This window comes from Shinella oryzae (assembly GCF_023038235.1).
Lineage (GTDB): Bacteria > Pseudomonadota > Alphaproteobacteria > Rhizobiales > Rhizobiaceae > Shinella > Shinella sumterensis.
This window is the reverse complement of the sequence record NZ_CP081987.1, coordinates 1,037,464-1,061,260: the sequence shown is the minus strand read 5'-3', so window position 1 is coordinate 1,061,260 and position 23,797 is coordinate 1,037,464. Positions and strand designations below refer to the sequence as shown.

27 protein-coding genes are annotated in these 23,797 nt (G+C 64.9%); 16 read left to right on the top strand and 11 right to left on the bottom strand.

Features of this window, described 5'->3' with window-relative positions; genetic code table 11:
• Window position 1: 1 nt before the first annotated feature.
• Window positions 2-277, bottom strand: coding sequence for a hypothetical protein (locus tag K6301_RS05245; protein ID WP_134650949.1), 276 nt, complete (start codon window positions 275-277; stop codon window positions 2-4).
• On the opposite strand from K6301_RS05245, the gene ggt reads away from it, so the two are divergent.
• Window positions 276-2,027 carry a gamma-glutamyltransferase gene (ggt, locus tag K6301_RS05240; protein ID WP_247219707.1) on the top strand — a complete coding sequence of 584 codons (1,752 nt, stop codon included), beginning with the start codon at window positions 276-278 and terminating at the stop codon, window positions 2,025-2,027. The two genes, K6301_RS05245 and ggt, sit on opposite strands and share 2 nt — an antisense overlap.
• A gap of 78 nt (window positions 2,028-2,105) precedes the next feature.
• Window positions 2,106-3,356 carry a cytochrome P450 gene (locus K6301_RS05235; RefSeq protein ID WP_247219704.1) on the top strand — a complete coding sequence of 417 codons (1,251 nt, stop codon included), beginning with the start codon at window positions 2,106-2,108 and terminating at the stop codon, window positions 3,354-3,356.
• A 4-nt stretch (window positions 3,357-3,360) separates the two neighbouring features.
• Here K6301_RS05235 and K6301_RS05230 read toward each other — a convergent pair whose 3' ends face one another.
• Complete coding sequence (locus tag K6301_RS05230) at window positions 3,361-4,161, bottom strand: SDR family NAD(P)-dependent oxidoreductase (protein WP_247219702.1); 801 nt, start codon at window positions 4,159-4,161, stop codon at window positions 3,361-3,363.
• Window positions 4,162-4,270: 109 nt separating this feature from the next.
• Here K6301_RS05230 and K6301_RS05225 point away from each other — a divergent pair, with 109 nt between their 5' ends.
• Complete coding sequence (locus tag K6301_RS05225; protein ID WP_247219700.1) at window positions 4,271-4,744, top strand: MarR family winged helix-turn-helix transcriptional regulator; 474 nt, start codon at window positions 4,271-4,273, stop codon at window positions 4,742-4,744.
• On the opposite strand, the gene K6301_RS05220 is transcribed toward K6301_RS05225, so the two are convergent.
• The 4 genes from K6301_RS05220 to K6301_RS05205 form a co-directional block, all read right to left on the bottom strand.
• Window positions 4,741-5,085, bottom strand: coding sequence for a cupin domain-containing protein (locus tag K6301_RS05220; RefSeq protein WP_134650945.1), 345 nt, complete (start codon window positions 5,083-5,085; stop codon window positions 4,741-4,743). The two genes, K6301_RS05225 and K6301_RS05220, sit on opposite strands and share 4 nt — an antisense overlap.
• A 54-nt stretch (window positions 5,086-5,139) precedes the next feature.
• The gene (locus K6301_RS05215) at window positions 5,140-6,423 is read right to left on the bottom strand and encodes an O-acetylhomoserine aminocarboxypropyltransferase (protein ID WP_247219698.1); all 1,284 of its coding nucleotides are present in this window, start codon (window positions 6,421-6,423) and stop codon (window positions 5,140-5,142) included.
• A 111-nt stretch (window positions 6,424-6,534) separates the two neighbouring features.
• Window positions 6,535-6,963: a CoA-binding protein gene (locus K6301_RS05210; RefSeq protein ID WP_160871346.1), complete on the bottom strand. Its 429-nt coding sequence runs from the start codon at window positions 6,961-6,963 to the stop codon at window positions 6,535-6,537.
• Window positions 6,964-7,026: 63 nt separating this feature from the next.
• Window positions 7,027-7,464, bottom strand: a complete 438-nt coding sequence (locus K6301_RS05205; protein WP_247219696.1) for a CoA-binding protein — start codon at window positions 7,462-7,464, stop codon at window positions 7,027-7,029.
• 252 nt (window positions 7,465-7,716) lie between these two features.
• Between K6301_RS05205 and K6301_RS05200 the strand changes: the two genes are divergently transcribed.
• On the top strand, window positions 7,717-8,553 hold the full coding sequence (locus K6301_RS05200; RefSeq protein WP_247219693.1) for an EamA family transporter: 837 nt from the start codon (window positions 7,717-7,719) through the stop codon (window positions 8,551-8,553).
• A gap of 2 nt (window positions 8,554-8,555) precedes the next feature.
• On the opposite strand, the gene K6301_RS05195 is transcribed toward K6301_RS05200, so the two are convergent.
• Both K6301_RS05195 and K6301_RS05190 read right to left on the bottom strand, forming a co-directional pair.
• Window positions 8,556-8,789 carry a methionyl-tRNA formyltransferase gene (locus K6301_RS05195; RefSeq protein WP_247219690.1) on the bottom strand — a complete coding sequence of 78 codons (234 nt, stop codon included), beginning with the start codon at window positions 8,787-8,789 and terminating at the stop codon, window positions 8,556-8,558.
• Window positions 8,789-9,604, bottom strand: a complete 816-nt coding sequence (locus tag K6301_RS05190; RefSeq protein ID WP_247219688.1) for an enoyl-CoA hydratase — start codon at window positions 9,602-9,604, stop codon at window positions 8,789-8,791. The genes K6301_RS05195 and K6301_RS05190 overlap by 1 nt, the downstream gene beginning before the upstream one ends.
• Window positions 9,605-9,740: 136 nt before the next feature.
• Between K6301_RS05190 and K6301_RS05185 the strand changes: the two genes are divergently transcribed.
• The 3 genes from K6301_RS05185 to rpsI all read left to right on the top strand — a co-directional run bounded on the left by K6301_RS05185 (window position 9,741) and on the right by rpsI (window position 11,345).
• A complete protein-coding gene (locus K6301_RS05185; protein ID WP_247219685.1) occupies window positions 9,741-10,172 on the top strand; it encodes a PaaI family thioesterase in 432 nt (143 codons plus the stop codon).
• Between the two features lie 229 nt (window positions 10,173-10,401).
• A complete protein-coding gene (rplM, locus tag K6301_RS05180) occupies window positions 10,402-10,866 on the top strand; it encodes a 50S ribosomal protein L13 (RefSeq protein ID WP_134650939.1) in 465 nt (154 codons plus the stop codon).
• A gap of 2 nt (window positions 10,867-10,868) precedes the next feature.
• Entirely contained in the window at window positions 10,869-11,345 is a 477-nt protein-coding gene (gene rpsI, locus K6301_RS05175; RefSeq protein WP_134650938.1) for a 30S ribosomal protein S9, read from the top strand.
• Between the two features lie 56 nt (window positions 11,346-11,401).
• On the opposite strand, the gene K6301_RS05170 is transcribed toward rpsI, so the two are convergent.
• Window positions 11,402-12,340 carry a DMT family transporter gene (locus K6301_RS05170; protein WP_247219683.1) on the bottom strand — a complete coding sequence of 313 codons (939 nt, stop codon included), beginning with the start codon at window positions 12,338-12,340 and terminating at the stop codon, window positions 11,402-11,404.
• Window positions 12,341-12,425: 85 nt separating this feature from the next.
• Between K6301_RS05170 and K6301_RS05165 the strand changes: the two genes are divergently transcribed.
• The 4 genes from K6301_RS05165 (at window position 12,426) to K6301_RS05150 (ending at window position 15,825) form a co-directional block, all read left to right on the top strand.
• Window positions 12,426-12,905, top strand: coding sequence for an Lrp/AsnC family transcriptional regulator (locus tag K6301_RS05165; RefSeq protein ID WP_247220506.1), 480 nt, complete (start codon window positions 12,426-12,428; stop codon window positions 12,903-12,905).
• 123 nt (window positions 12,906-13,028) lie between these two features.
• Entirely contained in the window at window positions 13,029-13,982 is a 954-nt protein-coding gene (speB, locus tag K6301_RS05160; protein ID WP_247219681.1) for an agmatinase, read from the top strand.
• 35 nt (window positions 13,983-14,017) lie between these two features.
• A complete protein-coding gene (gene argC, locus K6301_RS05155; RefSeq protein WP_281505883.1) occupies window positions 14,018-14,986 on the top strand; it encodes an N-acetyl-gamma-glutamyl-phosphate reductase in 969 nt (322 codons plus the stop codon).
• Window positions 14,983-15,825 carry an aminoglycoside phosphotransferase family protein gene (locus tag K6301_RS05150; RefSeq protein WP_247219679.1) on the top strand — a complete coding sequence of 281 codons (843 nt, stop codon included), beginning with the start codon at window positions 14,983-14,985 and terminating at the stop codon, window positions 15,823-15,825. Before argC ends, K6301_RS05150 begins: the two co-directional genes overlap by 4 nt.
• A 5-nt stretch (window positions 15,826-15,830) precedes the next feature.
• On the opposite strand, the gene K6301_RS05145 is transcribed toward K6301_RS05150, so the two are convergent.
• Window positions 15,831-16,922: a COX15/CtaA family protein gene (locus K6301_RS05145; RefSeq protein ID WP_247219678.1), complete on the bottom strand. Its 1,092-nt coding sequence runs from the start codon at window positions 16,920-16,922 to the stop codon at window positions 15,831-15,833.
• A gap of 197 nt (window positions 16,923-17,119) precedes the next feature.
• On the opposite strand from K6301_RS05145, the gene K6301_RS05140 reads away from it, so the two are divergent.
• From K6301_RS05140 to K6301_RS05130, 3 genes are all read left to right on the top strand, one after another.
• Entirely contained in the window at window positions 17,120-17,338 is a 219-nt protein-coding gene (locus tag K6301_RS05140) for a DUF2842 domain-containing protein (RefSeq protein WP_134650931.1), read from the top strand.
• Window positions 17,339-17,343: 5 nt separating this feature from the next.
• Complete coding sequence (locus K6301_RS05135; RefSeq protein ID WP_247219677.1) at window positions 17,344-18,087, top strand: metallophosphoesterase family protein; 744 nt, start codon at window positions 17,344-17,346, stop codon at window positions 18,085-18,087.
• Window positions 18,088-18,220: 133 nt separating this feature from the next.
• Window positions 18,221-19,525: a GNAT family N-acetyltransferase gene (locus tag K6301_RS05130; RefSeq protein ID WP_247219676.1), complete on the top strand. Its 1,305-nt coding sequence runs from the start codon at window positions 18,221-18,223 to the stop codon at window positions 19,523-19,525.
• 4 nt (window positions 19,526-19,529) lie between these two features.
• On the opposite strand, the gene K6301_RS05125 is transcribed toward K6301_RS05130, so the two are convergent.
• Entirely contained in the window at window positions 19,530-21,782 is a 2,253-nt protein-coding gene (locus tag K6301_RS05125) for a GumC family protein (protein ID WP_247219674.1), read from the bottom strand.
• A 195-nt stretch (window positions 21,783-21,977) separates the two neighbouring features.
• On the opposite strand from K6301_RS05125, the gene K6301_RS05120 reads away from it, so the two are divergent.
• Window positions 21,978-22,553, top strand: a complete 576-nt coding sequence (locus K6301_RS05120; protein WP_134650928.1) for a polysaccharide biosynthesis/export family protein — start codon at window positions 21,978-21,980, stop codon at window positions 22,551-22,553.
• 5 nt (window positions 22,554-22,558) lie between these two features.
• Window positions 22,559-23,746: a glycosyltransferase family 4 protein gene (locus K6301_RS05115; protein ID WP_247219672.1), complete on the top strand. Its 1,188-nt coding sequence runs from the start codon at window positions 22,559-22,561 to the stop codon at window positions 23,744-23,746.
• Window positions 23,747-23,797: the final 51 nt, after the last annotated feature.

Genomic DNA, 23,797 nt, shown 5'->3' with positions numbered 1-23,797 from the left:
ATCAATCCTTCATCTCAAGTGCCCTGAAACCCTCGCCCAAGCGTTGGGAATCAGCAAGTTTCGTATTCCCTACATAGAGTGTCAGGGTGGCTGACTTCAAGACGGCGCCATGTTTTGCGGCGCTGTATGCGAGAATGCGGTTAATCGGCGCAATGCGCGGCGGGGATTTCCACAACCGATCCGCCGACAGGGTGAAGGAAAGATGAATTCTTTCGCCCGCCTTGCTCCTCCCTGCGGTCGGCTGCACTATGTCGTCTCCAGCGGAGGCAATCCCCATGAAACGCGTCCTCGTCGCCCTTGCAACCCTGGCTCTTGCCGGCACGCCCGCGCCGGCGCAGCAGGCATCCGACACCGTCGCTCCCGAGCGCGCCACGGGCCGAGCGGCCGCCGGCATCGTCACCGCGACGAAGCACATGGTCGCAGCCGCCCATCCGCTCGCCGCCGCGGCGGGCGCGAAAATCCTCGATGAGGGCGGCAGCGCCATCGATGCCATGATCGCCGTCCAGACCGTGCTCGGCCTTGTCGAACCGCAATCTTCCGGCCTCGGCGGCGGCGCCTTCCTTGTTTATTACGATGCACAGGCGAAACGGATCACCACGCTCGATGGCCGCGAGACCGCGCCGATGGAGGCGACACCCACGCTTTTCCTCGACGAGAAGGGCGAGCCGCTGGCGTTTCTGGATGCCGTGGTCGGCGGCCGCTCGGTCGGCACGCCCGGCACCGTGATGCTGATGCAGGAGGCGCATAACCGCTGGGGCACCATGGCGTGGAAGGACCTCTTCGCGCCCGCGCAGAAACTGGCGAGCGACGGTTTTGCCGTCTCGCCGCGCCTCGCCGCCCTGGTCGCGGCCGAGGGCGACCGGCTGAAGACCTTCGAGCCGACGGCATCCTATTTCTTCGGTGCCGACGGCGCGCCGCTCAAGGCCGGCACCATCCTCAAGAACCCCGCCTATGCCGAAACACTGTCGGCCATCGCCAATGGCGGTGCCGCCGCATTCTACGAAGGCGCCATCGCCGAGGCGATCGTCGACACGGTGCGCATGGCCGGACAGAATGCCGGCGTCCTGTCGCTCGCCGACCTCGCCAACTACCGGGTCAAGGAGCGCAAGCCCGTCTGCGCCGCCTATCGGGCGCTCGATATCTGCGGCATGGGCCCGCCCTCCTCCGGTGCCGTTGCCATCGGCCAGATCCTCGGCATGCTGGAGAACTTCGACCTCAAGGCGCTCGGCAGGGACAATCCGCAAAGCTGGCGGCTGATCGGGGACGCCCAGCGCCTCGCCTTCGCCGACCGGGAGCGTTACCTCGCCGACACGGATTTCGTGCCGGCGCCCATCAAGGGCCTGACGGACAAGGCCTATCTCGGCGAACGCGCCAGGCTGCTGGACGGCGACAAGGCGCTCGGCGAGGATGCCGCGAGCGCCGGCAAGCCGGAATGGGACCATGCCTTCAATTTCGGCCGGGACGCGGCCATCGAACTGCCCTCCACCAGCCATTTCGTCATCGTCGACGACAAGGGCAATGTCGTTTCCATGACGACCACCATCGAGAACGGCTTCGGCTCCCGGCTGATGACCAACGGCTTCCTGCTCAACAACGAGCTCACGGATTTCTCCTTCAAAACCCATGACGACGGCCTGCCCATCGCCAACCGCGTCGAGCCCGGCAAACGGCCCCGCTCCTCCATGTCGCCGACCATCGTCCTAAAGGATGGCAAGCCGCTGCTTGCCATCGGCTCGCCCGGCGGCAGCCAGATCATCGGCTATGTCGCGCAGGCGCTGATCGCCTATATCGACTGGGGCATGGATGTCGGCGAAATCGTCGCGATGCCCCATCTCATCAACCGGTTCGGCACGTACGACATCGAAGCCGGCACCGATGCGGAAAAGCTCGCCGGACCGCTGAAGGACCTCGGCTACGAGGTGAAGATCGGCGAGATGAACTCCGGCCTGCACGCCATCGAACTCACCGCCGATGGCCTGAAAGGCGCAGCCGACCCGCGGCGCGAGGGCATCGCGGCGGGGAAATGATTTGATTTAGGTGACACGGTTGTTGAAGGCGTTTTGCCAAGCTTTCATGGGCTTGTGAAATCCGCTACGTCATCGTTCATGACGACGCCACATCTCTCCTTCCTCACCATCGATGCCGCCAGCCGACGCGTTTCGCTGGATGGCCGCGATCCCGCTTTCTATCGCGATCCGAACGCGGTCTATGCGGCGCTCCACGCGCAGTGCCCCACCTTTTGGTGGGAGGAGCAGAGGAAATGGTATTTCACGGGCTATGACCATGTGAACGGCCTGTTGCGCGACCGCCGTTTCGGCCGGCAGATCCTCCATGTCGCAAGCCGCGCGGAACTCGGGCTTCCTGAACCGCAGCCGCATGTCGCGCATTTCGATGCGGCAGAGGCCTGGTCACTGCTGGAGCTGGAACCACCGGAACACACCCGGCTGCGCACCCTCGTCAACCGCGCCTTCGTCTCGCGCATGATCGAGAAGCTGACACCGGAGATCACCGATCTCTGCCATCAGGCCATCGACCGCTTCGAGAAGGACGGCAAGGTCGAGCTGCTCTCCGCCTTCGCCGATATCCTACCGGTGACGATGATCGCCCGCATGATCGGCATTCCCGACGAGATGGGCCCGCAGCTCCTCAAGTGGTCCCACGCCTATGTGCGCATGTACATGTTCGGCCGCACCCATGCCGACGAGCTTGCCGCCGACAAGGCGGCGCAGGAGTTTTCGGATTACGTGCGCGGCGTCATCGCCGAGCGCCGGGCCGAACCGCGCGACGACCTGCTCTCGCACATGGTGCATACCGAGCATCGCGGCCAGCTTCTGACCGATGACGAACTCATCTCCACGACCATCGTGCTGCTGAATGCCGGCCACGAGGCGACGGTGCACCAGATCGGCAATGCGGTGCGCACCATCCTGGAAAACGGCGCCGACCCCGCCGTGCTCTTCGCCGACGGGAAGGCGACGGAGCGTACCGTGGAAGAGTGCCTGCGCATCTCCGCACCCGTGCATATCTTCGACCGTTTCGCGCTCGAGGACGTCGAACTCGACGGCATCCGCTTCCGCCGCGGCGACAAGGTGGCCATGATCCTCGCCGCCGCAAACCTCGACCCAAGAAAATTCTCCGATCCCCCGGCCTTCAAGCCGGATCGCGATGAGGGCGCCAACCTGTCCTTCGGCGCCGGAATCCATTTCTGCATCGGCGCGCCGCTGGCCCGGCTCGAGCTCAACATCGCGCTGCCGATCCTCTTCCAGCGCCTTCCCGGCCTGCGCATCGCAAGGCCGCCCGTGGTCAAGGACGTCTATCACTTCCACGGCCTGGAGGCGCTGGAGCTGGAATGGTGAGCTGTCAGGCCGCCGCGTAACGCGCGGCCGGCTTGTTGTGCGAGATGTTCGGTCCCAGCGCGAAGCGGGCGGCTTGCAGCTTTTCCCAGTCGGCCTTTTCCGGCAGGGAGGGGATCGTCACCAGCTCGCCTTGATCGAGGCCGGCAAGGGCCGCGTCGACGAGATCGGAAACGTCCATCACGCGGCTCTGGTCCAGCGCATCGATGGAGCCCCCTGCCCGGTCGAAGATTTCCGTGCGCGTCAGGCCGGGCAGAACGGCCTGGAGGCGAACGCCCGTGCCGTCGAGTTCCTTCGCCAGCGCCTGCGTGAAGGCCAGCACGAAGGCCTTGCTGCCGCTATAGGTGCCGTTGAAGAGTTCCGGAATGATGGCGACCGCCGAGGCGATATTGACGATGGTGCCCTTGCCGCGGGCGGAAAATGCCTGGGCGGCGGCAACGGCAAGGCGATTTGCGGCCGTCACGTTGAGCGCGATCATCGTGTCGAGATAATCGATATCGTCGGCAAGCAGCCCGCCCTTCGGGCCGATACCCGCATTGTTGACGAGCAATGCGATCGCCGCGTCCTCACGCAGGCGCTTTTCGACAAGGCGCAGGTCGGCGGCCACGGAGAGGTCGGCACGCAGGATATCGACGGCAACGCCGTACTGCGCCTTCAGCGTCTCCGCCAGCGCCGACAACCGCACCGCATCGCGGGCGACGAGAACGAGGTCGTGGCCGCGACGGGCCAGACGGTCGGCATATGTGGCGCCGATGCCGGCGGATGCACCCGTGACAAGGGCGGTTCCAGATGTGGATGAAGTAGTCATGGCAGGTCTCCGGTTTGAATTTAGTGGCATATGCCATTATATTGGAGAGCGCTGTTTCCACTTGCAAGTGGGCCGCCCGATTTTTATCGAGGACTGGACGAGGTGAGAGATGAACGAACCCGAAGGTGTCTGGCAGAACTGCACCAACAGCGCGATCCGCCGCGCGGCCCGCCAGCTTGGCCAGCTCTATGACGAAGCGATCGCGCCGAGCGGCCTCAAGGGCACGCAATTTTCGCTTATGTCGCAGATTGCGCTCGCCGGGCGGGACGGCGTCGCCCTCAAGCCGCTGGCGGAAGCGTTGGTGATGGACCTCTCCGCCCTCGGCCACACGCTGAAGCCGCTGACGCGGGATGGGCTGGTCGAGCTGATCGCCGACGAGAAGGACGGCCGCGTTCGGCGCGCCAGGCTGACGGAGTTGGGCATGGCCAAGCAGGAAGAAGCGCTCGCGATGTGGCGCGATGCGCAGGCGCGCTTCGACGCCGCCTTCGGCGCCGAGCGCTCGGCGGAGATGCGCGCTCTGCTCGGCTTCGTTGCCTCGCCCGGTTTTGCGAAGGCGTTCCGGGCGGGGAAGCCGGACACCTAGAGGCGGATGACGTAATCCTTGCGAGTCGTTTCAACGACTTCCCAGCTTCCCTTGAAGCCGGGTCTCAGGATCAGGCGGTCTCCGGCCTTGAGCTCGAACACCTCGCCCTCGTCGGACGTGACGATCGAATGGCCTTCGAGGATGTGGAAATATTCCCACTCGTCGTACTGGATACGCCACTTGCCCGGCGTCGATTGCCAGATGCCGGAATAGACGCCGCCGTCGGCTTCCTCGATGTTCCAGCTGGTGAAGACCGGATCGCCCGCGATCAGCCGGTCGGCGGCGGGGCGGCCGGTTTCCGGCTCCACGCCGGCGATGTCGAAGGGTTGTGCCTTGCTCATGCTGTCTTCCATAGGGAGGAATGTAAGGGCGGCCTGCACGGCCGCCCCGTGGCGTCAGGCCTTGGCGAGGGCCTGCTCGATGTCGGCGATGATGTCGGCGGCGTCCTCGATGCCGATGGACAGGCGCACCACATCCGGGCCCGCGCCGGCCGCAACCTGTTGCTCTTCGGAGAGCTGGCGATGGGTCGTCGAGGCCGGGTGGATCACCAGCGAGCGCGTGTCGCCAATATTGGCGAGGTGCGAGAGCATTTCCAGCCCCTCGACGAAACGCTTGCCCGCCTCGTAGCCGCCCTTCAGGCCGATTGTGAAGACGGCGCCCGCGCCCTTTGGCGCATAACGCTGCTGGAGCGCGTGGTTGGGGTGGTCATCAAGGCCGGCATAGTTGACCCAGGCGACCTTGTCGTGGCCCTTCAGCCACGTCGCGACGGACAGCGCGTTGTCGGAGTGGCGCTGCATGCGCAGCGGCAGCGTCTCGATGCCGGTCAGAAGCTGGAAGGCGTTGAACGGCGAGATGGCGGGGCCGAAATCGCGCAGGCCCAGCACCCGGCAGGCGATGGCGAAGGCGAAGTTGCCGAAGGTCGAATGCAGCACCATGCCGGCATATTCCGGGCGCGGCTCGGACAGCGCGGGATATTTGCCCGATGCGGACCAGTCGAACGTGCCGCCGTCGACGATGATGCCACCCATGGAGTTGCCGTGGCCGCCCATGAACTTGGTCAGCGAATGCACGACGATATCGGCACCGTGCTCCAGCGGGCGCAGCAGGTAGGGCGTCGCCATCGTGTTGTCTACGATGAGCGGCAGGCCGTGGCGGTGCGCGATATCGGCAATGCCGGCGATATCGACGAAGGTGCCGCCCGGATTGGCAAGGCTTTCGATGAAGATGCCCTTGGTCTTGTCGTCGATCTGGCTTTCGAACGTGGAAAGGTCGTCGGTGTCGGCCCAGCGCACGTGCCAGTCGAAATTCTTGAAGGCATGGCCGAACTGGTTGATGGAGCCGCCATAGAGCCGCCGCGCGGCGATGAAGTTGTCACCCGGGCGCATGATCGTATGGAACACCAGGAGCTGCGCGGCATGGCCGGAGGCCACCGCAAGCGCCGCCGTGCCACCCTCGAGCGCGGCGACGCGCTCCTCGAGCACGGCCTGCGTGGGGTTCATGATGCGGGTGTAGATGTTGCCGAAAGCCTGCAGGCCGAAGAGCGAGGCGGCGTGGTCGGTGTCGTTGAACACGAAGCTGGCCGTCTGGTAGATCGGCGTCACGCGCGCGCCGGTCGTGGGGTCCGGCTGGGCGCCCGCATGGATGGCGAGCGTGGAAAAGCCCGGCTTGTTTTTCGTCATGGATGACCTCCCTTTTTAAAGTTCCGGCACTATTTCAGAGAGATAGCGGCCGGTCAAAGGTAGTTTTCCTGCTCGCGCGGGGCTGCGGCAAAGCGCTCCATGCGCAAGGCGTCATCCGATGAGGCGCGGATATTCGATGGCCGGGCAGCGGTCCATCACGACCTTGATCCCGGCGGCTTCGGCCTTGGCCGCAGCCTCGTCGTGGCGCACGGAAAGCTGCCCCCAGATGACTTTCGGCAGGGGCGAGAGCGTCAGCACCTCGTCGACGACGGCGGGAAGCGCATTGGCGGCGCGGAAGACATCGACCATGTCGATCGGCTCTTCGATATCGGCCAGACGGCCGACGACGCGCTGGCCGAGGATTTCCTTCCCCGCCTGCCCCGGATTGACCGGGATCACCCGATACCCCTTGCGCAGCAGGAACGCCATGACGCGCTGGCTGGGGCGCTCCGGGTTCGGCGAGGCGCCGACGAGGGCAATCACCTTCGTCGCGCGCAGGATGTCGGCAAGATAATAGTCCGGATAGGAATCATGATTCATGGCGCGTTCCCGTTTTCGGGGAGAATTGAGGTAACGCTATGTGAAGTCAATGTTTGCCCGGTGTCACGATGCCTTGCGCATGAGCAGCGGATATTCCGTCACCGGGCAGCGGTCCATCACGACGCGAAGACCTGCGGCCTCGGCCCGCGCGGCGACCGCATCGTCGCGCACGGTGAACTGCCCCCACAGGACCTTCGGGCGTCGCGGCAGCGCCAGCACCTCGTCCACGACGGCCCCCAACTGGTTGGCGGCGCGGAAGACGTCGACCATATCGATCGGTTCAGGGATATCGGCGAGGCTGGCATGGACAGTCTGGCCGAGAATGGTCTTGCCCGCATGTCCGGGATTGACCGGAATGACATGGTAGCCCTTGCCGAGCAGGAAGCCCATGACCCCATGGCTCGGGCGCGCATCGTTCGGGGACGCGCCGACGACGGCGATCGTGTGCACGCTGGAAAGGATATCGCGGATATAGCTGTCGGGATAATGGTCGTGGTTCATCGCTGCCTCCTCCGGCTGTCGCGAACGTCTCTCCCATGCCTTGCTGTTCGCCATTCTAGCGCGAAACCTTAAAGAAGAAGAGCGCCCCGGCGCGGCCTTTGCGGCGCGATCTGTGCCAATCCGGCGCAGGCATCACGGATTCTGCCGGTTTCATCACAAAAGTTGCGGCGGGTCCCGATTGCAAATGTCAGGATTTGGGCGGATGAAGAGATGCCTTCCCGTCCGTCCCGCCTGCCCCGCCGAGGTTCCAGATTGCCGTTCGACGTTCTTCTCCTCGTGCTTCTCGGCGCGGCCCTGCACGCGACATGGAATGCGCTGGTCAAATCCGGTACCGACAAGTCGCTCGACGCGGCGATGGTGGCGCTCGGCGCCGGCGCCGTCGGCCTGTTCTTCCTGCCCTTCGTGCCGCTGCCGAAACCGGAGGCCTGGCCGTTCATCCTCGTCTCGGCTGTCCTGCAATTCGCCTATTTCCAGCTGGTGGCCGCGGCCTACCGGGCCGGCGATATCGGCCTTGTCTATCCGCTGATGCGCGGCGTGGCGCCCCTCATCGTCGCCATGACGAGCGGCCTCGTGTTGGGCGAACACCTGACCACGACGGCCATGGCGGGCGTGCTGGTCATTTCGGCCGGCGTGCTGACGCTCGCGCTCGAAGCGCGCCGTGGCGGGCGCCACGCCATCCTGCTCGCGCTGGCCAATGCCGTCGTCATCGCCACCTACACCTTCGCGGACGGCGCGGGCGCGCGCGTTTCGGGCAACGCGATTTCCTATACGCTCTGGATGGCGCTCTTGCCGCCGGTCCTGCTGTTTGCCTGGGCGATCGCGCGGCGCGGCACCGCTCCGGTCTGGAGCCATGTCCGCCGCAACTGGGCGCGCGGCCTTTTCGGCGGCGCCGGTTCCATCGCTTCCTACGGGCTGGCGCTGTGGGCGATGACCAGGGCGCCGGTCGCGACGGTCGCGGCGTTGCGCGAAACCGCCATCCTCTTCGCCCTCCTCATCTCCGTCTTCATCCTCAAGGAAAAGGCAAGCGCATGGCGCTACCTCGCCGGCGCGGTCATCGCCTGCGGCGTTCTGGTGCTCAAGCTGGCCTGAACTTATTTAAAGCCGAACTCAACCTTCATAATATCGAATAATTGCCGAGCTGCCCCTTCGTCCAATTGGATCGTCTGGCTAAGTTTGCCGACCTCTTGGCGACCTGCCCGCCCGTAGGTCGAAATTTGCATCAATTTCCGCCCGTCGTAATCTTGAACGAAGAGTTTTGCTTCAACTTCATCGTGAAGCTGAAACCTATCCATTTTATCTCTTTGAAAACGCTCAATTCTCGCCATTACTTCCACTCCGGCATGCGCTTGTCCAGAAACGCGCCGATGCCCTCCTTGGCGTCGTCTGCCAGCATGTTCTCGACCATGGTGGCGACGGCGATGGTGTAGGCTTCCGCGACCGGCAGGCCGGCCTGGGCGCGGATCGCGGCCTTGCCGACGCGCAGGGCCTGCGGCGACTTGGACGCGATGACGGCGGCGTATTTGTCGACGACCTGGCGCAGGTATTGCTGCGGGACGATGCGGTTGACGAGGCCGAAATCCTTGGCGGTGGACGCGTCGATGGTCTCGCCGGTCAAAAGCATCTCCATCGCCTGCTTGGGATGCGCCGCGCGGGTCACGGCGACCATCGGCGTCGAGCAGAACAGGCCGATATTGACGCCCGGGGTGCAGAAGGTGGCGGTGTCCGTGCAGATAGCGAGGTCGCAGCTCGCGACGAGCTGGCATCCGGCGGCCGTCGCAAGGCCGTCGATCTCGGCCACGACGGGCTGCGGCAGCGCGGCGATCTTCAGCATGATGTCGGCGGCCATGCGCATGGCCGTCTCGAAGAAGCCACGCCCGCCGTCGTCATCCGCGCGGTGCATGGTCATTTCCTTGAGGTCGTGGCCGGCGGAGAACACCTTGCCGGTCGAGGCCAGCACGACGACGCGGATGGCGTCATCTGCCGCGACGGCATCGAGCGCCTCGGCAAGCGCCCGCATGGTGGCGATGGAAAGCGCGTTGGCCGGCGGATTGTTCAGCGTGATACGCAACACCGGCGCCTGCCGCTCGATCCGCACCAGGCCGGCCGGCTCCTCTTTCCTGAACTCCACCACATCCGCCATGCTCGCCTCCTTGTCTTCTCGTCCTGAGGTCCTACGCCGCGCCGCCGCCTGTTTCAAGCGCGGCAAGATAGACTTTCAGCGGGCTTGCGAGAGAGGGCAAATCGGTCTGTAAACGCTAAAAAGGGAGACGCCTGCGATGGAACTGACGCCGATCATGGATCCGGAAGCGCTGAACCGCTTTCTCGAAACCGATTTTCCGCAGCTTCATACGGATGGCAAGGTGTTCGAGGTGACGGCGGTCGGCCCGGGAACGGCGACGCTGCGGCTCACGCCCAACGAGCGGCACCTGCGCCCGGGCGGCACGATTTCCGGCCCCACGCTCTTCGCGCTCGCCGATGTCGGCGCCTGGTGCGCGGTGCTCGCCCATATCGGGCCGGTGGCGCTTGCCGTCACCACCAATCTCAACATCAATTTCCTGCGGAAGCCCGCCCCCGGCCCTCTTTCCTGCACGTGCCGCCTCCTCAAGCTCGGCAAGCGGCTGGCGGTCGTGGACGCCGCGATTTTCGAAGCCGGCGGCGAGGAGCTCGTGGCCCATGCCACCGCGACCTACTCGATTCCACCGCGATAATTTGTGGTATCTTAATACCGCTGTTATAAACCTTTGTTTTTAAATAGTTATCTTTCGCATCCTCCGGACCACGTCGCTTGACGACCTACCCGCTCTCGCTTATAAGCCGCACCAGATCGCGGTCCCCACGGGCCGCGTTCGATTTTTGGCATCCGCAAGGCGCCAAACCAAGCAACAAGAAACGCCCCAGGCCGCAAGGCTTCGGGACCCTACAGAAAGAGCTACTCCCATGGGTACCTTCGTACAGAAGCCCGCCGAGGTAGAGAAGAAGTGGATCCTCATCGACGCCGAAGGCCTCGTTGTCGGTCGCCTCGCTACCCTCATCGCGAACCGCCTGCGCGGCAAGCACAAGGCCACCTTCACGCCCCACGTCGACGACGGTGACAACATCATCGTGATCAACGCCGACAAGGTCGTCTTCACCGGCAAGAAGTACTCCGACAAGAAGTACTACTGGCACACCGGTTACCCGGGTGGCATCAAGGAGCGTACGGCTCGCCAGATCATCGAAGGCCGCTTCCCGGAGCGCGTTCTCGAGAAGGCTGTCGAGCGCATGGTTCCGCGCGGCCCGCTCGGCCGTCGCCAGATGAAGAACCTGCGCGTTTACGCCGGCGCCAACCACCCGCACGAAGCCCAGCAGCCCGTCGTTCTCGACGTCGCCAAGCTGAACAGCAAGAACACAAGGAGCGCCTGATAATGGCCGACCTCTCCTCGCTCAAGGACCTCGGCGTCGCCGCTGCAGCTCCGGCCGCTTCCGCCCCGGTTCACGTCAAGAAGGTTGACGCCCAGGGCCGTTCCTACGCCACCGGCAAGCGCAAGGACGCTGTCGCCCGCGTGTGGGTCAAGCCGGGCTCCGGCAAGATCACCGTCAACGGCAAGTCGTTCGAAGCCTACTTCGCACGCCCGGTCCTGCAGATGATCCTGCAGCAGCCGATCGTCGCAGCTGCCCGTGACGGCCAGTTCGACATCGACGCGACCGTTGCCGGCGGCGGCCTTTCCGGCCAGGCCGGTGCCGTTCGTCACGGCATCTCCAAGGCACTGACCTACTTCGAACCGGCCCTGCGCTCGGTCCTGAAGAAGGGCGGCTTCCTGACCCGCGACTCGCGCGTCGTCGAACGCAAGAAGTACGGCAAGGCCAAGGCCCGTCGTTCGTTCCAGTTCTCCAAGCGTTAATCGCCCGGACGATTTTGGTTCAGGAAAGGCCGGGGCTCGCCCCGGCCTTTTTCGTTCTACGCTTCGGCTTTTCCGACACCTCTAGCGGATAATCCCGGCCTGCTGAAAAGGGCGACCGCCACCGCGACACCGATGAGCTGCAGCGTTGCGCCGACCCACTCGGCCGTCTGCGGCCACCGCGCTTCGTACACAAACCCGTAAACGAGACCGAACACGGTTTCCGCCACGATGAGCTGCGCGGCAAGCGCGAGCGGCAATCTGGCGGAAGCGATCCCCCAGCAGAATGTCGCGATCCACGATCCCGCAATGCCCATGACCGCAGCCCAGCCGAGAAAGTTCAGCATGTCGGGACCGGCAAGGGGCTGCGTCGAAAAAGAGGTCAGCGGCAGAAGTGCCATGCTGCCGATCGCCGCCCCTATCCCCTGTACGCCCGTCCAGTGCAGGCCATCCGGCGCGTCGGCGGCGCGCATGACGGCGGCATTGGCGAGGCCGTAGGCGATCCAGATCGCAAGCGCGGCCGAGGCCGCCACAACGCCGAGCAAAACGGCCTCCCGCCCCTCCGGCCCGGCTGCCTCGATGACCGAGATGTTGACGATCGCCACGCCGGCGGCGATCAGCGCGAGCGGCGGAGCAAGCGCGCTCCACGGGGCAGACCGGTCCCGCCAGTTGGCGATCAACGCCAGCAGCACCGGCATGGTACCAATGACGAGCGGCGGTATGGCGGCTCCCGCCAGCCTGACCGCATAGGCGGCGGCGACGAAATATCCGACATAGCCCGCGCCGCCGAGAGACAGGCCGGTCAGCCAGCGCCTGCATGTCAGGCCGCGCGGGCGGAAGCGCGGGTGCAGCATGAGCAGCACGGAAACCACGCCAAAAATTCCGTATCGTGCAACGGTCAAGTCCCAGGTGGAGGCGGGATCGACGGCGCGTGGCGCAATGAATGTGAGGCCCCACAACGCGCATGTTGTCAGGCCGGCCAGAATACCAATCAGCATGGGTCACTCCTGTGATGCGCGATCATGGAGGGTGGACAGGCTGATTTCCATGGAGAACCGAAAGCAGAACCGCTATATTGCATCGATGAGCAGCTCAAAAATCCCTAATCGCCTTCAGTATGAAAACTCACCCATCGACGCCGTCGATTCCCGCATCCTGGCAGCGCTTGATGCGGATTCACGGCTTTCCATGAGTGAACTCGCCCGCCTCGTCGGCATGTCCGCGCCCGCGGTGTCGGAGCGGGTGCGTCGGCTGGAGGCCGGCGGCGTCATCCGCGGCTTCACACTGGACGTCGATGCGCGCGCGCTCGGCTACCAGATCCGCGCCCTGGTGCGTATCAGGCCGCTGCCCGGCAAACTGCATGTGGTGGAGAAGCTGATCCAGGATACGCCGCAGTTCATCGAATGCGACAAGATCACGGGGGACGATCCCTTTCTCGCCCGCCTCGTCGTCCATTCGATAGAAGAAATGGACGATGTGCTCGAGGCGCTTTCCGACTATGCCGTCACCAGCACGGCCGTCATCAAGGGAACATCCGTCGCCCGGCGCCTGCCGCCGCTTTGAGGCGGATGCCTCGCCGTTGCGAGGATACATTCTTTCTTTTCAGCCACGGGGCTTGCCGCGGCGCCTGCATTTTGCTGAAACAGGCAACCTTTTCGAAGGGCGACAGCAATCGGGAGCCTGACAGTGGCCAACAAGACGATCGATCACGCCATCACTGCAAAATCGCTGAAGAGCGCGGCCTCCGACCCGACGCATGCCGGGATCCTCTCCTTCATGCGCCGGCGCTACACCAAGGTGCTGAAGGATGTCGATGCGGTCGTCTGGGGCATTCCCTTCGATGCCGCAACGTCCAACCGTCCCGGCGCGCGCTTCGGGCCGCAGGCGATCCGCCGCGCCTCCGCGATCATGGACAACGATCCGCAATATCCCTTCGAGCGCGACCTGTTCGAAGACATTGCCGTCATCGATTACGGCGATTGCCTGCTCGACTACGGCAACCACGCGAAGACGCCCGGCACCATCGAGCGTGAGGCCAAGAAGATCCTGAAATCCGGCGCCTATATGCTGACGCTTGGCGGCGACCATTTCATTACGCTGCCGCTCTTGCGCGCCCATGCCGAAAAGTACGGTCCCCTCTCCCTCGTGCAGTTCGACGCGCACCAGGATACCTGGGCCGACGAGAAGGGCCGCATCGACCACGGCTCCTTCGTCGGCACCGCCGTGCGCGAGGGGCTGATCGATGCCGAGACGTCGATCCAGATCGGCATCCGCACCCATGCGCCGGAGGATTGCGGCATCCGCATCCTCTATGGCTACGACGTGGAGGAGATGAGTGCTGCCGAGCTCGCCGATGCGATCATCCATCATGTCGGCGACCGCGCGACCTATCTCACTTTCGACATCGACTGCCTCGACCCGGCCTATGCGCCCGGCACCGGCACGCCGGTCTCCGGCGGCCCGTCCAGCGCGCGCATCCTGTCGGTGCTGCGCAAGCTCGGCGCGCTCAATATCGTCGGCTCCGATGTCGTGGAGGTGGCGCCCGCGTATGACCATGCCGATATCACCGCCATCGCCGGCTCCACCATCGCCATGTACATGCTGGGCCTCCATGCCGAGGCGCTGGCCGAACGACGCTGAAACACGGCGTTGAATACGACAGGGCAAGGGGCTATATCGGCGGCGAACGCGCAAACAGGATGGAACAGCAGATGAAACCGAAGATCTTCATCGATGGCGAACACGGCACGACGGGCCTGCAGATCCGTACCCGCATGGCCGGCCGCGCCGATGTCGAGCTCCTGTCCATCCCGGAAGCCGAGCGCCGCAATGCGCAGCTGCGCGAAGACCTGCTCAACAGCGCCGATATCGCCATCCTCTGCCTGCCGGATGATGCCGCCAAGGAAGCCGTGGCCATGGTGGCGGGCAACAATTCCGTGCGCATCATCGACACGTCTACCGCCCATCGTATCAACCCGGACTGGGCCTACGGCTTTGCCGAAATGGACCGCGACCAGCCGAAGAAGATCGCGGATGCGCGTTACGTCGCCAATCCCGGCTGCTATCCGACGGGCGCCATCGGACTCATCCGGCCGCTGCGCCTCGCCGGCATCCTGCCGGAGGATTACCCGGTCACCGTCAACGCCGTCTCTGGCTATACCGGCGGCGGCAAGCAGTTGATCGCGCAGATGGAAGATGAAGGCCATGCCGAGCATATCGCTTCGCCGCACTTCCTCTACGGCCTCACGCTGAAGCACAAGCATGTGCCGGAAATGCAGGTGCACGGGCTTCTCGGCCGCGCGCCGCTGTTCGCGCCCTCCGTCGGCAAGTTCCCGCAGGGCATGATCGTGCAGGTGCCGCTCCATCTCGCCGACCTCAAGGGCAACGCCTCGCTCGGCTCCATCCATGAGGCGCTGGCGGACCACTATGCCGGCCAGGATATCGTCGAGGTGGTCGATCTCAAGGAAACCGCCAGCCTGCCCCGCGTCAACGCGGTGGAGCTGGCCGATACCGACCGCATGAAGCTCTATGTCTTCGGCACGGCGGGCGCGCCGCATGTCAACCTCGTCGCGCTGCTGGACAATCTCGGCAAGGGTGCGTCGGGTGCCGCCGTGCAGAACATGGACCTGATGCTGGGCGCATGACGACGCCAGAGCCGGCCTTTCCCGACGAATGGCGGATCGAAAGCGCCAGTCTTCTTGCCGACACCGTCGCCGGGAGCGTCTACGAGGTCACGCTTGCCGGTGGCGAAAGTGCCGTCGTCAAGGACCTGAAGCCGAAGGCGCTGGAGGACAACCTGCGCGGCGCGGATTTCATGGCATGGCGGGATGGCGTCGGCTGCGTAAGACTTCTCGCCCGTTCCGGCACGATGCTGCTGATGGAGCATGCCGGCAAGACGACGCTGAAAGATCACATGGCGTCACATGGCGACAGCGACGCAACGTGCATCGCCGCCAACGTCCTGCTCGATTATCACCGCCCCTCCGCCAGTCCGCCGCCCGCCAGCCTGCAACCGCTGTCACGCTACTTCGCAAGCCTCTTCGCCAAGGCGGAACGGGACCGCAAGGACGGCCTTGCCGGCCCCTATGCGGACGCGGCTGCCATGGCGGAGGCGCTGCTGGCCGACCAGCGGGATATCAAGCCGCTGCACGGAGACCTGCACCACGAAAACATCATGCATGGACAGCGCGGCTGGATCATCATCGATCCCGTCGGGCTGATCGGCGATGCCGCGCTCGACGTCGCCAACATGTTCTCCAATCCGCTGGATCGGTTCGACCTCACCCGCGACGAAGCGCGGATCGCCGGCATGGCGGATGTGTTCGCGGAGACGCTCGGGCGCGATGCGCGCACCATCCTCCGCTACGCCTTCGCCTATGGCTGCCTGTCGGCCGCCTGGCATGACGAGGACGGCAACGAAGCCGACCGCGACGACGAACTGGCCGTGGCCGCGGCGATCCGCACCGTTCTCAGGCAGGCCTGAGCGGATCAGGCCCGCGCATCGTCCCTGTCATATTCGCCGTAGAAGCCGCGCCAGTGCGCGACGGCGAAGCCGAGCACCACCAGCGCGCCGCCCTGGTGCGCCAGCGCCCAGCCGAGCGGCACCTGCCAGATCAGCGTCAGGATGCCGATGGTCGCCTGGAGACAGACGAGGCCGAACAGCACCAGCGCGCGGCGCGCATGGGTGGTCTCGGGCGCGGCACGCAGCGAGGAGATCAGGTGCACGAGCGCCAGCGCAAACAGCACATAGGCGCCGATGCGGTGCACGAACTGCACGGTCTTCGGGTTTTCGAAGAGATTGATCCACCAGGGCTGCTGCAGGAAGAGGCCGCCGGGCACGACGGCGCCGTCCATTAGCGGCCAGGTGTTGTAGGTGAAGCCGGCATGCAGGCCGGCGACGAGCGCGCCGAGATAGATCTGGAAGATCGCCATGCCGGCGATGATGCCGGCCATGCGGCGCGAGCCTTGCGTCGGGGCTTCATCGTCGCTGTGCGGCGCAAGGGCGCGCATCAGCCACACGGTCCCGGCGAAGATCAGACAGGCGATCGTGAGATGGGTGGCGAGCCGGTACTGGCTGACGGAGACCCGCTCGGCAAGGCCCGACGACACCATCCACCAGCCGATGAAGCCCTGGAAGCCGCCAAGCGCGAGAAGGCCGACGAGCGGCCAGCGCATCTTGCGCTCGATGCGGCCGGTCAGCCAGAAGAAGGCGAGCGGCACGGCAAAGACGAAGCCGATGGAGCGGGCGATCAGGCGGTGGGCCCATTCCCACCAGAAGATCGTCTTGAACTCGTCGACGGTCATGCCCTTGTTGACCTGCTCGTATTGCGGAATGCGCTTGTAGAGCTCGAATTCCTCCTGCCATTCCTGCGCGCCGATCGGCGGGATGACGCCATGGATGGGCTTCCATTCGGTGATGGAGAGGCCCGACCCGGTCAGGCGCGTCGCGCCGCCCACGAGCACCAGAACGAACAGCATGAACAGCACGAAACCCAGCCAGATTCGGACCTGCCGGCGATTGCGCTCGATGCGGCCCGCATCGTCCACGCTGCGATAGGCTGTTACGTTTGTGGCGCTCATTTCATCGGCTCCTTTGCCCGGAGCGGCGATCTGCCCGCCTCTCCGGTTTTTCCACGCAGTCGCGGGCACAAAATGGCGTGCACCCTTCGCCGCGAACTGCTCCGACGTTGATTTGCCCGACCGGGCCGTGCAAAACAAGGCCCGAAGCTTTGCGGCATGCCGTCGCGCCCTGCAGCCCCGCCGAACGAAGGTCCGAAATGCCCCCTCGCCTGAGAAAACTGATCGGCACGATCCTGATCATCATCCTCGTGCTCGTCTATGCGCTGGTCGCGACGACGGTCGCCGTTGCGACGCTGGGGGAATCGCCGTGGTATATCCACCTCCTCTATTTCACGCTCACCGGCCTTCTGTGGATCCTGCCGGCCATGCTGATCATCAAGTGGATGGAAAAGCCCGGCAAGCCGCGCGAGGAGTGACGGCAATGCGCATTGCAGTGATAGCGGACATCCACGGAAACGATCTCGCACTGGAAGCCGTGCTGGCGGATATCGATCGCCGCGGCATTCGCGAGATCGTCAATCTCGGCGATCACCTGAGCGGCGCGCTCAATGCAGGCCGCACCGCCGACATCCTGCTGTCGCGCGCCGATATCGCCTGCATCGCCGGCAACCACGACCGCTGGCTCCTCGAAAAACAGCCGGACGCCATGGGAAGCTGGGATCGCAGAGCGCATGCGCAGCTGGCCGCGAACCACCTTGACTGGTTGGCCCAGCTGCCGCCGACCCGTCTCGTCGCAGACACCGTCTTTCTCTGCCACGGCACGCCCGGGACCGATACCATCTACTGGCTCGATGAACCCTCCGGCGAAGGCGTGATGCAGCTTTCCCCGATCGAGCGGATCGAGGCGCTGGCCGGCGGTATCGCCCACCCGGTCCTTCTCTGCGGCCATACCCATATCGCGCGGGCCGTGCGCTTGCGCGACGGCCGTCTGGTCGTCAATCCCGGCAGCGTCGGCTCACCCGCCTATGATGACGACGAGCCAGTGCCCCACAAGGTCGAAGCGGGTACGCCGCATGCGCGTTATGCCGTGATCGAGCGGCACGGAGAGCGCTGGGACGCCACATTTCATCTCGTGGACTACGATCACATGGCCATGGCCCGTCTGGCGGAAAGTCGCGGCGAGCGTGCCTGGGCAAGTGCCCTTGCCACCGGCTGGCTGTGCTGACGATCCGGCGTCGACCGATCACACCGAACGTTCGGCTTTTCGGATTTTCGTTATGAAATTGCTAACCGCGCCGGCCAAATTCCCAGGGCATGCGCCGCGGGCGCACTGGATTTAAACCTTTTGCGCAAGCCTGGTGCCTATCGTGTTCAATGCGGCAAGACAGTCGCAGGTGCACAAGGGCGACACCATGGGAGCGATGCAACTCCATTACCAGGCAATGCCATCCGAGCCCGCGCCAGCCGATGCGACGACGGCTGGTGACGGTACGCTTGCCTTCGGTCCTCTCTCCATCCGCCTGCACGACCGCATGGAACCGCTGGAAGCCGCATGGCGCGCGCTGGAGGCAGAGAACAACCTGTCGCTCCACCAGAGCTATGACTGGTGCCGGGCCTGGACACGCACACAGGGCACAAAGCTGCTGATCGTCGAGGGCCTGTCCGGCGGCCGCACGCAGCTCATCCTGCCGCTCGAAATTGTGCGGCACGGGCCGGTGCGGGTCGCCCGCCTGCTCGCCACCGATTTCAGCAACCTCAACACCGGCCTCTATACACGCGCGTTCCGGGCGCTTGCCTCGCCGCCCCGGTTTCGCAAGGCGCTACGCCAGGCACGCGGCGACTTCGCCCGCCATTTCGACCTTCTCCTGCTCGACAAGGTGCCGCTCGAATGGCGCGGTGAAACCAATCCGTTTGGCGACCTGCCCGCCGTCCTGAACCAGAACGCCGCCTTCCAGCTCCCGCTGCTGGGCGATTTCGAGCGCACGCTCGCCCAGATCAATGCCAAGAACCGCCGCAAGAAGTTCCGCAACGCCGAACGCCGGCTGATGGAGCTTGGCGGTTACGAGCACATCATCGCGCCGGCCGGAAACGAGGCGCTTGCGCTTCTGGAAACCTTCTTCCGCCAGAAGTCCGTCCGCTTCCAGGCGCTCGGCCTGCCCGATGTCTTCCGCGACGAGCGTACCCGTGATTTCTTCCGCGCGCTCGTGACCACGTCAGCGTCGGACACCGAACATCCGCTTCAGCTTCACGCACTGCGCCTCACTGGCGCGCATGCGGGCCATATCGCCGCCATTGCCGGCCTGTCGCGCAAGGGCGATCATGTGATCTGCCAGTTCGGCTCGCTCGACGAAAGCGTCGCCGCGGGTGCCAGCCCCGGCGAATTCCTGTTCCATCTGGCCATTCGCAAGCTCTGCGGGGAAGGCGTGGCGCTTTTCGATTTCGGCATCGGCGACCAGCTCTACAAGCGCTCCTGGTGCACGATCGAGACGCCGCAATACGACCTGTTGTGGGCGACGACACCGGCCGGCAGCCTTGCGGCCACGCTTCATCGTCTGAAAGCGGGCGCCAAGCGCTTCATCAAGCGCAATCCGCAGATCTATGCCTTCCTGCAACGCCGGCGCTCGGGACGGCAGGCGTCCCGCGCCGGCACGGGCGCGGACTGAACCGTCAGGCCACGCGACGGCCCGGATTGCGGGGCGGTTCGCCGGTCTCGCCGGTCATCAGCAGGATGTCGCTGTACCCGGCCTCGTCGAAGGCGCCGATGAGTTTGACGACCTCGTCCTCGTCCGCACCGGGCAGCGAGAGGATGACATCCGTCTCCCGGTCGCGGGTCAGGCGGCGCACGCCCTCCACCTCGGCCGGGCCACATTCCACGATCACGGTATCATAGGCGTCCGACAGCGCGTCGATCACCATGGCCAGCCGGTCGATGCCGCGCATGGCGCGCCGGATATTGGCATTGCCGCGCGGGATGACATGGGCGGCGGAAAGACGGTCACCGTGGATGATGTCGCCGAAAGCGGCTTCACCGACCAAAAGGTCGGTGATCCCCGCCAGGTGAACCGACTCCGCCATCAGGCGGGTCGGGCAGGCCGAGCCGGTCAGGTCGATGATGAGTGTGCGGCGATGCTCCTGCGCGATCCGGCGCGCCAGCATGACGGCAGCGGTCGAGCCGCGATCTCCCGACGGCGAGACCGAAATGGCCACGGAGATGTTGTTCTCGATCATGTGCCGGGCGACGGCGTTGACCGAGAAATCGCCTTCTTCCTCTTCGAGGGCAACCGTTTCGGCGGTCTCGGGCGCGAGCGCCGGTTCCAGGTCCTCCTCGTCTTCCTCGACGGGACGGATGTCTGCGAGCAGCGACCGCGCCGGCGCATTCATGTCACGCACCGCCGCATGGTCGACGCGGGCTGTCTGCTCCCTGCGGGCAAGCGGCGGCGGCTCGACCACCACATCGGCTTCGGCAGCCTCGTCGTCCTCCTCTTCACGGCGGCGGGCGGGTGTTACCACCGCGCCGACCGGCTTCAGGGCGCGGCCGCTGAACAGTTCGGCAAGCAGGATGGCGATGGCGCTGAGCGCGAAGCCGGCAACACCGCCGACGATGGTGATCGGGATCACCTTGGGGAAAGCCACTTCCGTCGGCTCCACGGCGGCGGAAATCACGCGGGCATCGGCCGGTGTGGCGCCGTCGCCGGTGCGCGAGGTCGCCTCGCGGTAGCGGGCAAGGTAGGTTTCGAGCAGTTCGCGCTGGGCTGCGGCCTCGCGCTCCAGCGCCTTGAGGCCGACTTCGTCCTCGCCGGCGCGCGCCGTATCCGCCTTGACCGTGTTGAGCTGCTGGACGAGCTGCGTCTCGCGCAGCCGTGCCGTCTTCGCCTCGTTTTCGAGGCTCGACAGGATCTTCTGGGTTTCCGACTTGATCTGCGCGCGAATACCGACGAGCTGCGAGCGCAGGCCCTTAAGCCTCGGGTGCCCCTCCAGCAGCGATGTCGAGAGGTCGGAGATCTGCCCCTGGATCTGCGCCTCGCTCTCCTTGAGTCGCTGGATCATCTGGGAGCCGACGACTTCCGTCAGCGTATCCGGTGCGCCGCCATTCTGAAGCACCGCGCGTACGCTTTCGGCTCGCGCCTCGGCGGTCGCACGCTCGCCGCGAACGCGGGCAAGCTCGGTCGAGATATCGTTGAGCTGGCGCACGGCGAAAGTCGAGTTCTCGCCTGTTGGCAGCAGGTCGGATTGCGAACGGTATTCGGCGACCTTCTGCTCGGCCTCGCGCACCTTCTCACGCAGGTTGACGATTTCGGGCTCCAGCCAGCGTGACGCCTCGGAATTGGTATCGAGCTTGGCGCCGCTTTGCAGCGACAGGTAGACCTTTGCCATCTCGTTGGGAATGGCGGCCGCAAGGCGCGGATCGCGCGAGGAGAACTCGATGCCGATGACGCGCGACTTCTCCACCTGGTAGACGACGAGCTTGTCGTTGAACTCCTTCAGCACCCGCTCTTCCGGCGGCAGATCGAGCGGGTTCTTCTTCAGGCCGAGCAGCACGAGCAGATCGGAGATGGCCGAAGGCTTGGCGGTCGGGTCGAATTCTTCCAGCTCGTAGAGTTTCATGTTGCGCGCGACCTGCTTGATCAGGTCGGCGGATTTGAGCATCTGCACCTGGCTGGCGATGCCGAGTTCGTCGAAGGCCGGCTGCTCCCTGCCCTGCGAGCGGTCCTGGCCCGTCGTGAAGGCCGGCTCGCGGGTTTCGATGAGAAGGCGCGATTCACTCTTGTAGGTCGGCGTGATGGCGCTCGCGATGGCGAAGGCCAGGCCGGCGCCGGCAACCGTCGCCAGCAGCACGCGCATGCGGTGCCGCCAGATCGCGCCGAAAAGGCCGCCAAGGTCGATATCGACATCCTGCTGGCTCCCGTGAACGCCCGACATATCCCTACTCCAAACCGACGATTTCCGCGCACGGTAAACAAATATGGTAACCCAAGCGTTAACCATCTTTAGTTGCATATCTTGGAATAAATACTTTTGCGCGATTTAGGACATGATACCGCCCGCATATTTACCGGCCATTAACCCTAACGGATGGATAACGAAGGCCACACTCTGATTTGCGGGACTGAGCGAATGACGTTCGCAACGATCAACAAGGGCTTGCTGCTTGCGCTGGCGCTTATCGTGCCGGCCGTTGCCGGCTGCAGCGGATACCGCCCTGCCCCGAAGGCCTTCCATGAAGCGACCATCCAGCCCTACCGCCTCGACAGCGGCGATCGCCTGCGCGTGACCGTCTTCGAACAGGCCGGCCTGTCCAACACCTATACGATCGACCAGGCCGGTTATCTCGCCTTCCCGCTGATCGGCGCCGTGCCGGCACGCGGCCAGACCATCCAGGAGCTGGAAAGCATCATCGCCGCGAAGCTGCGGCAGGGATACCTGCGCGATCCTGATGTCTCCATCGAGGTCGACCGCTACCGCTCGATCTACATCATGGGCGAGGTCGGCCAGGCCGGGCAGTACAGCTACGTCGCGGGCATGACCATCCAGAACGCCATCGCCGTCGCCGGCGGGTTTTCGCCGCGCGCCAACCAGCGCGACGTGGACGTGACGCGCAAGATCAACGGCAAGATCGTCACGGGCCGCGTTTCCATCTCCGATCCCATCCTGGCCGGCGACACGATCTATGTTCGTGAACGGCTGTTCTGAGCATCATGGCGGACGATGGGGCTCTGCGCATCATTCACTGCTTCCGTTCCCCCATCGGCGGAATCTTTCGTCATGTGCGCGATCTCGCCGAATTCCACACGAAGGCCGGGCATGATGTCGGCATCATCTGCGACAGCCTCACGGGCGGTTCGTTCGAAGATGCGCTCTTCGACGAAATCCGCCCCTATCTCTCGCTCGGCCTCGTGCGCATGCCCATCAGCCGGTCCGTCGACCTTCGCGACATCGGCGCGTTCCGGAAAAGTTATCATGAAATAAAAGGTTTGCAGCCGGATGTCCTGCACGGGCACGGCGCCAAGGGTGGCGCCATTGCCCGGCTCATCGGCTCAGCCCTGCGGGTCAACAGGTATCGCGTAGCCCGCCTCTATTCGCCGCATGGCGGCAGCCTGCACTATACGAGCCGCACGGCGGCGGGACTGGCGATCCTCACCGCCGAACGGCTGCTGGAGCGGCGCGGCGACGCGCTCACCTTCGTCTGCGACTACGAGCGCGACGCCTATATCGCGCGCGTCGGCAAGCCGCGCGTACGCGCCGAGCGCATCTACAACGGTATTCACGACCGGGACTTCGAGATCGTCTACCCCCGCGAAGATGCCGTCGATTTCCTCTATATCGGCATGCTGCGCGACCTGAAGGGCCCGGATGTCTTCGTCGAGGCCTTCGCGCAGACCGAGCGCCGCGTCGGGCGGCCGCTTTCGGCGCTGATCATCGGCGACGGTCCGGACAGGGCGAAATACGAGCGGCGCATCGTGGAAAGCGGTCTCGGCCGCCGCATCGGCCTGCTGCCCGCCATGAAGGCGCAGGAAGCCTTTGCGCTTGCCCGCACCGTGGTCGTCCCCTCCCGCGCGGAAGCGCTGCCCTATATCGTGCTGGAAGCGATCGCCGCCGGCCGGCCGATCATTGCCAGCCGCGTCGGCGGCATTCCCGAAGTGCTGGGCCGCGACAGCCCCGCACTGACGGAGCCGGGCGACGCCGCCTCGCTTGCCACCGTGATGACGCAGGCGATGAACGATCCGGTCTGGCTGCGCAAGGCGATGCCCGAGCCCGTCGCCTTCAGGAAGACGTTCTCCGCGCGGACCATGTCGGAGGCCCTGCTTGCGCTTTACCGGGACATTCTGGCCACCCAGAGCGGCAAAATGCGGCCGTTCGGCGCGCCCCGCACCGGTCAACCGTAAACGTTTCTTAGGGGCTTCATGCTATCTGAGGCTGAAAGCCTGCTGAGGTAC

Coding starts and splice junctions, on each gene's coding strand:
- ggt (WP_247219707.1), top strand. CDS start 276: ATGAAACGCGTCCTCGTCGCCCTTGCAACCCTGGCTCTTGCCGGCACG.
- K6301_RS05245 (WP_134650949.1), bottom strand. CDS start 277: ATGGGGATTGCCTCCGCTGGAGACGACATAGTGCAGCCGACCGCAGGG.
- K6301_RS05115 (WP_247219672.1), top strand. CDS start 22,559: ATGGCGGACGATGGGGCTCTGCGCATCATTCACTGCTTCCGTTCCCCC.
- K6301_RS05190 (WP_247219688.1), bottom strand. CDS start 9,604: ATGGCGGATGTGGTGGAGTTCAGGAAAGAGGAGCCGGCCGGCCTGGTG.
- K6301_RS05145 (WP_247219678.1), bottom strand. CDS start 16,922: ATGAGCGCCACAAACGTAACAGCCTATCGCAGCGTGGACGATGCGGGC.
- K6301_RS05235 (WP_247219704.1), top strand. CDS start 2,106: ATGACGACGCCACATCTCTCCTTCCTCACCATCGATGCCGCCAGCCGA.
- rplM (WP_134650939.1), top strand. CDS start 10,402: ATGGGTACCTTCGTACAGAAGCCCGCCGAGGTAGAGAAGAAGTGGATC.
- rpsI (WP_134650938.1), top strand. CDS start 10,869: ATGGCCGACCTCTCCTCGCTCAAGGACCTCGGCGTCGCCGCTGCAGCT.
- K6301_RS05135 (WP_247219677.1), top strand. CDS start 17,344: ATGCGCATTGCAGTGATAGCGGACATCCACGGAAACGATCTCGCACTG.
- K6301_RS05225 (WP_247219700.1), top strand. CDS start 4,271: ATGAACGAACCCGAAGGTGTCTGGCAGAACTGCACCAACAGCGCGATC.
- K6301_RS05220 (WP_134650945.1), bottom strand. CDS start 5,085: ATGAGCAAGGCACAACCCTTCGACATCGCCGGCGTGGAGCCGGAAACC.
- K6301_RS05165 (WP_247220506.1), top strand. CDS start 12,426: ATGAGCAGCTCAAAAATCCCTAATCGCCTTCAGTATGAAAACTCACCC.
- K6301_RS05170 (WP_247219683.1), bottom strand. CDS start 12,340: ATGCTGATTGGTATTCTGGCCGGCCTGACAACATGCGCGTTGTGGGGC.
- K6301_RS05125 (WP_247219674.1), bottom strand. CDS start 21,782: ATGTCGGGCGTTCACGGGAGCCAGCAGGATGTCGATATCGACCTTGGC.
- K6301_RS05215 (WP_247219698.1), bottom strand. CDS start 6,423: ATGACGAAAAACAAGCCGGGCTTTTCCACGCTCGCCATCCATGCGGGC.
- K6301_RS05150 (WP_247219679.1), top strand. CDS start 14,983: ATGACGACGCCAGAGCCGGCCTTTCCCGACGAATGGCGGATCGAAAGC.
- K6301_RS05195 (WP_247219690.1), bottom strand. CDS start 8,789: ATGGCGAGAATTGAGCGTTTTCAAAGAGATAAAATGGATAGGTTTCAG.
- K6301_RS05210 (WP_160871346.1), bottom strand. CDS start 6,963: ATGAATCATGATTCCTATCCGGACTATTATCTTGCCGACATCCTGCGC.
- K6301_RS05120 (WP_134650928.1), top strand. CDS start 21,978: ATGACGTTCGCAACGATCAACAAGGGCTTGCTGCTTGCGCTGGCGCTT.
- K6301_RS05185 (WP_247219685.1), top strand. CDS start 9,741: ATGGAACTGACGCCGATCATGGATCCGGAAGCGCTGAACCGCTTTCTC.
- K6301_RS05230 (WP_247219702.1), bottom strand. CDS start 4,161: ATGACTACTTCATCCACATCTGGAACCGCCCTTGTCACGGGTGCATCC.
- K6301_RS05140 (WP_134650931.1), top strand. CDS start 17,120: ATGCCCCCTCGCCTGAGAAAACTGATCGGCACGATCCTGATCATCATC.
- K6301_RS05205 (WP_247219696.1), bottom strand. CDS start 7,464: ATGAACCACGACCATTATCCCGACAGCTATATCCGCGATATCCTTTCC.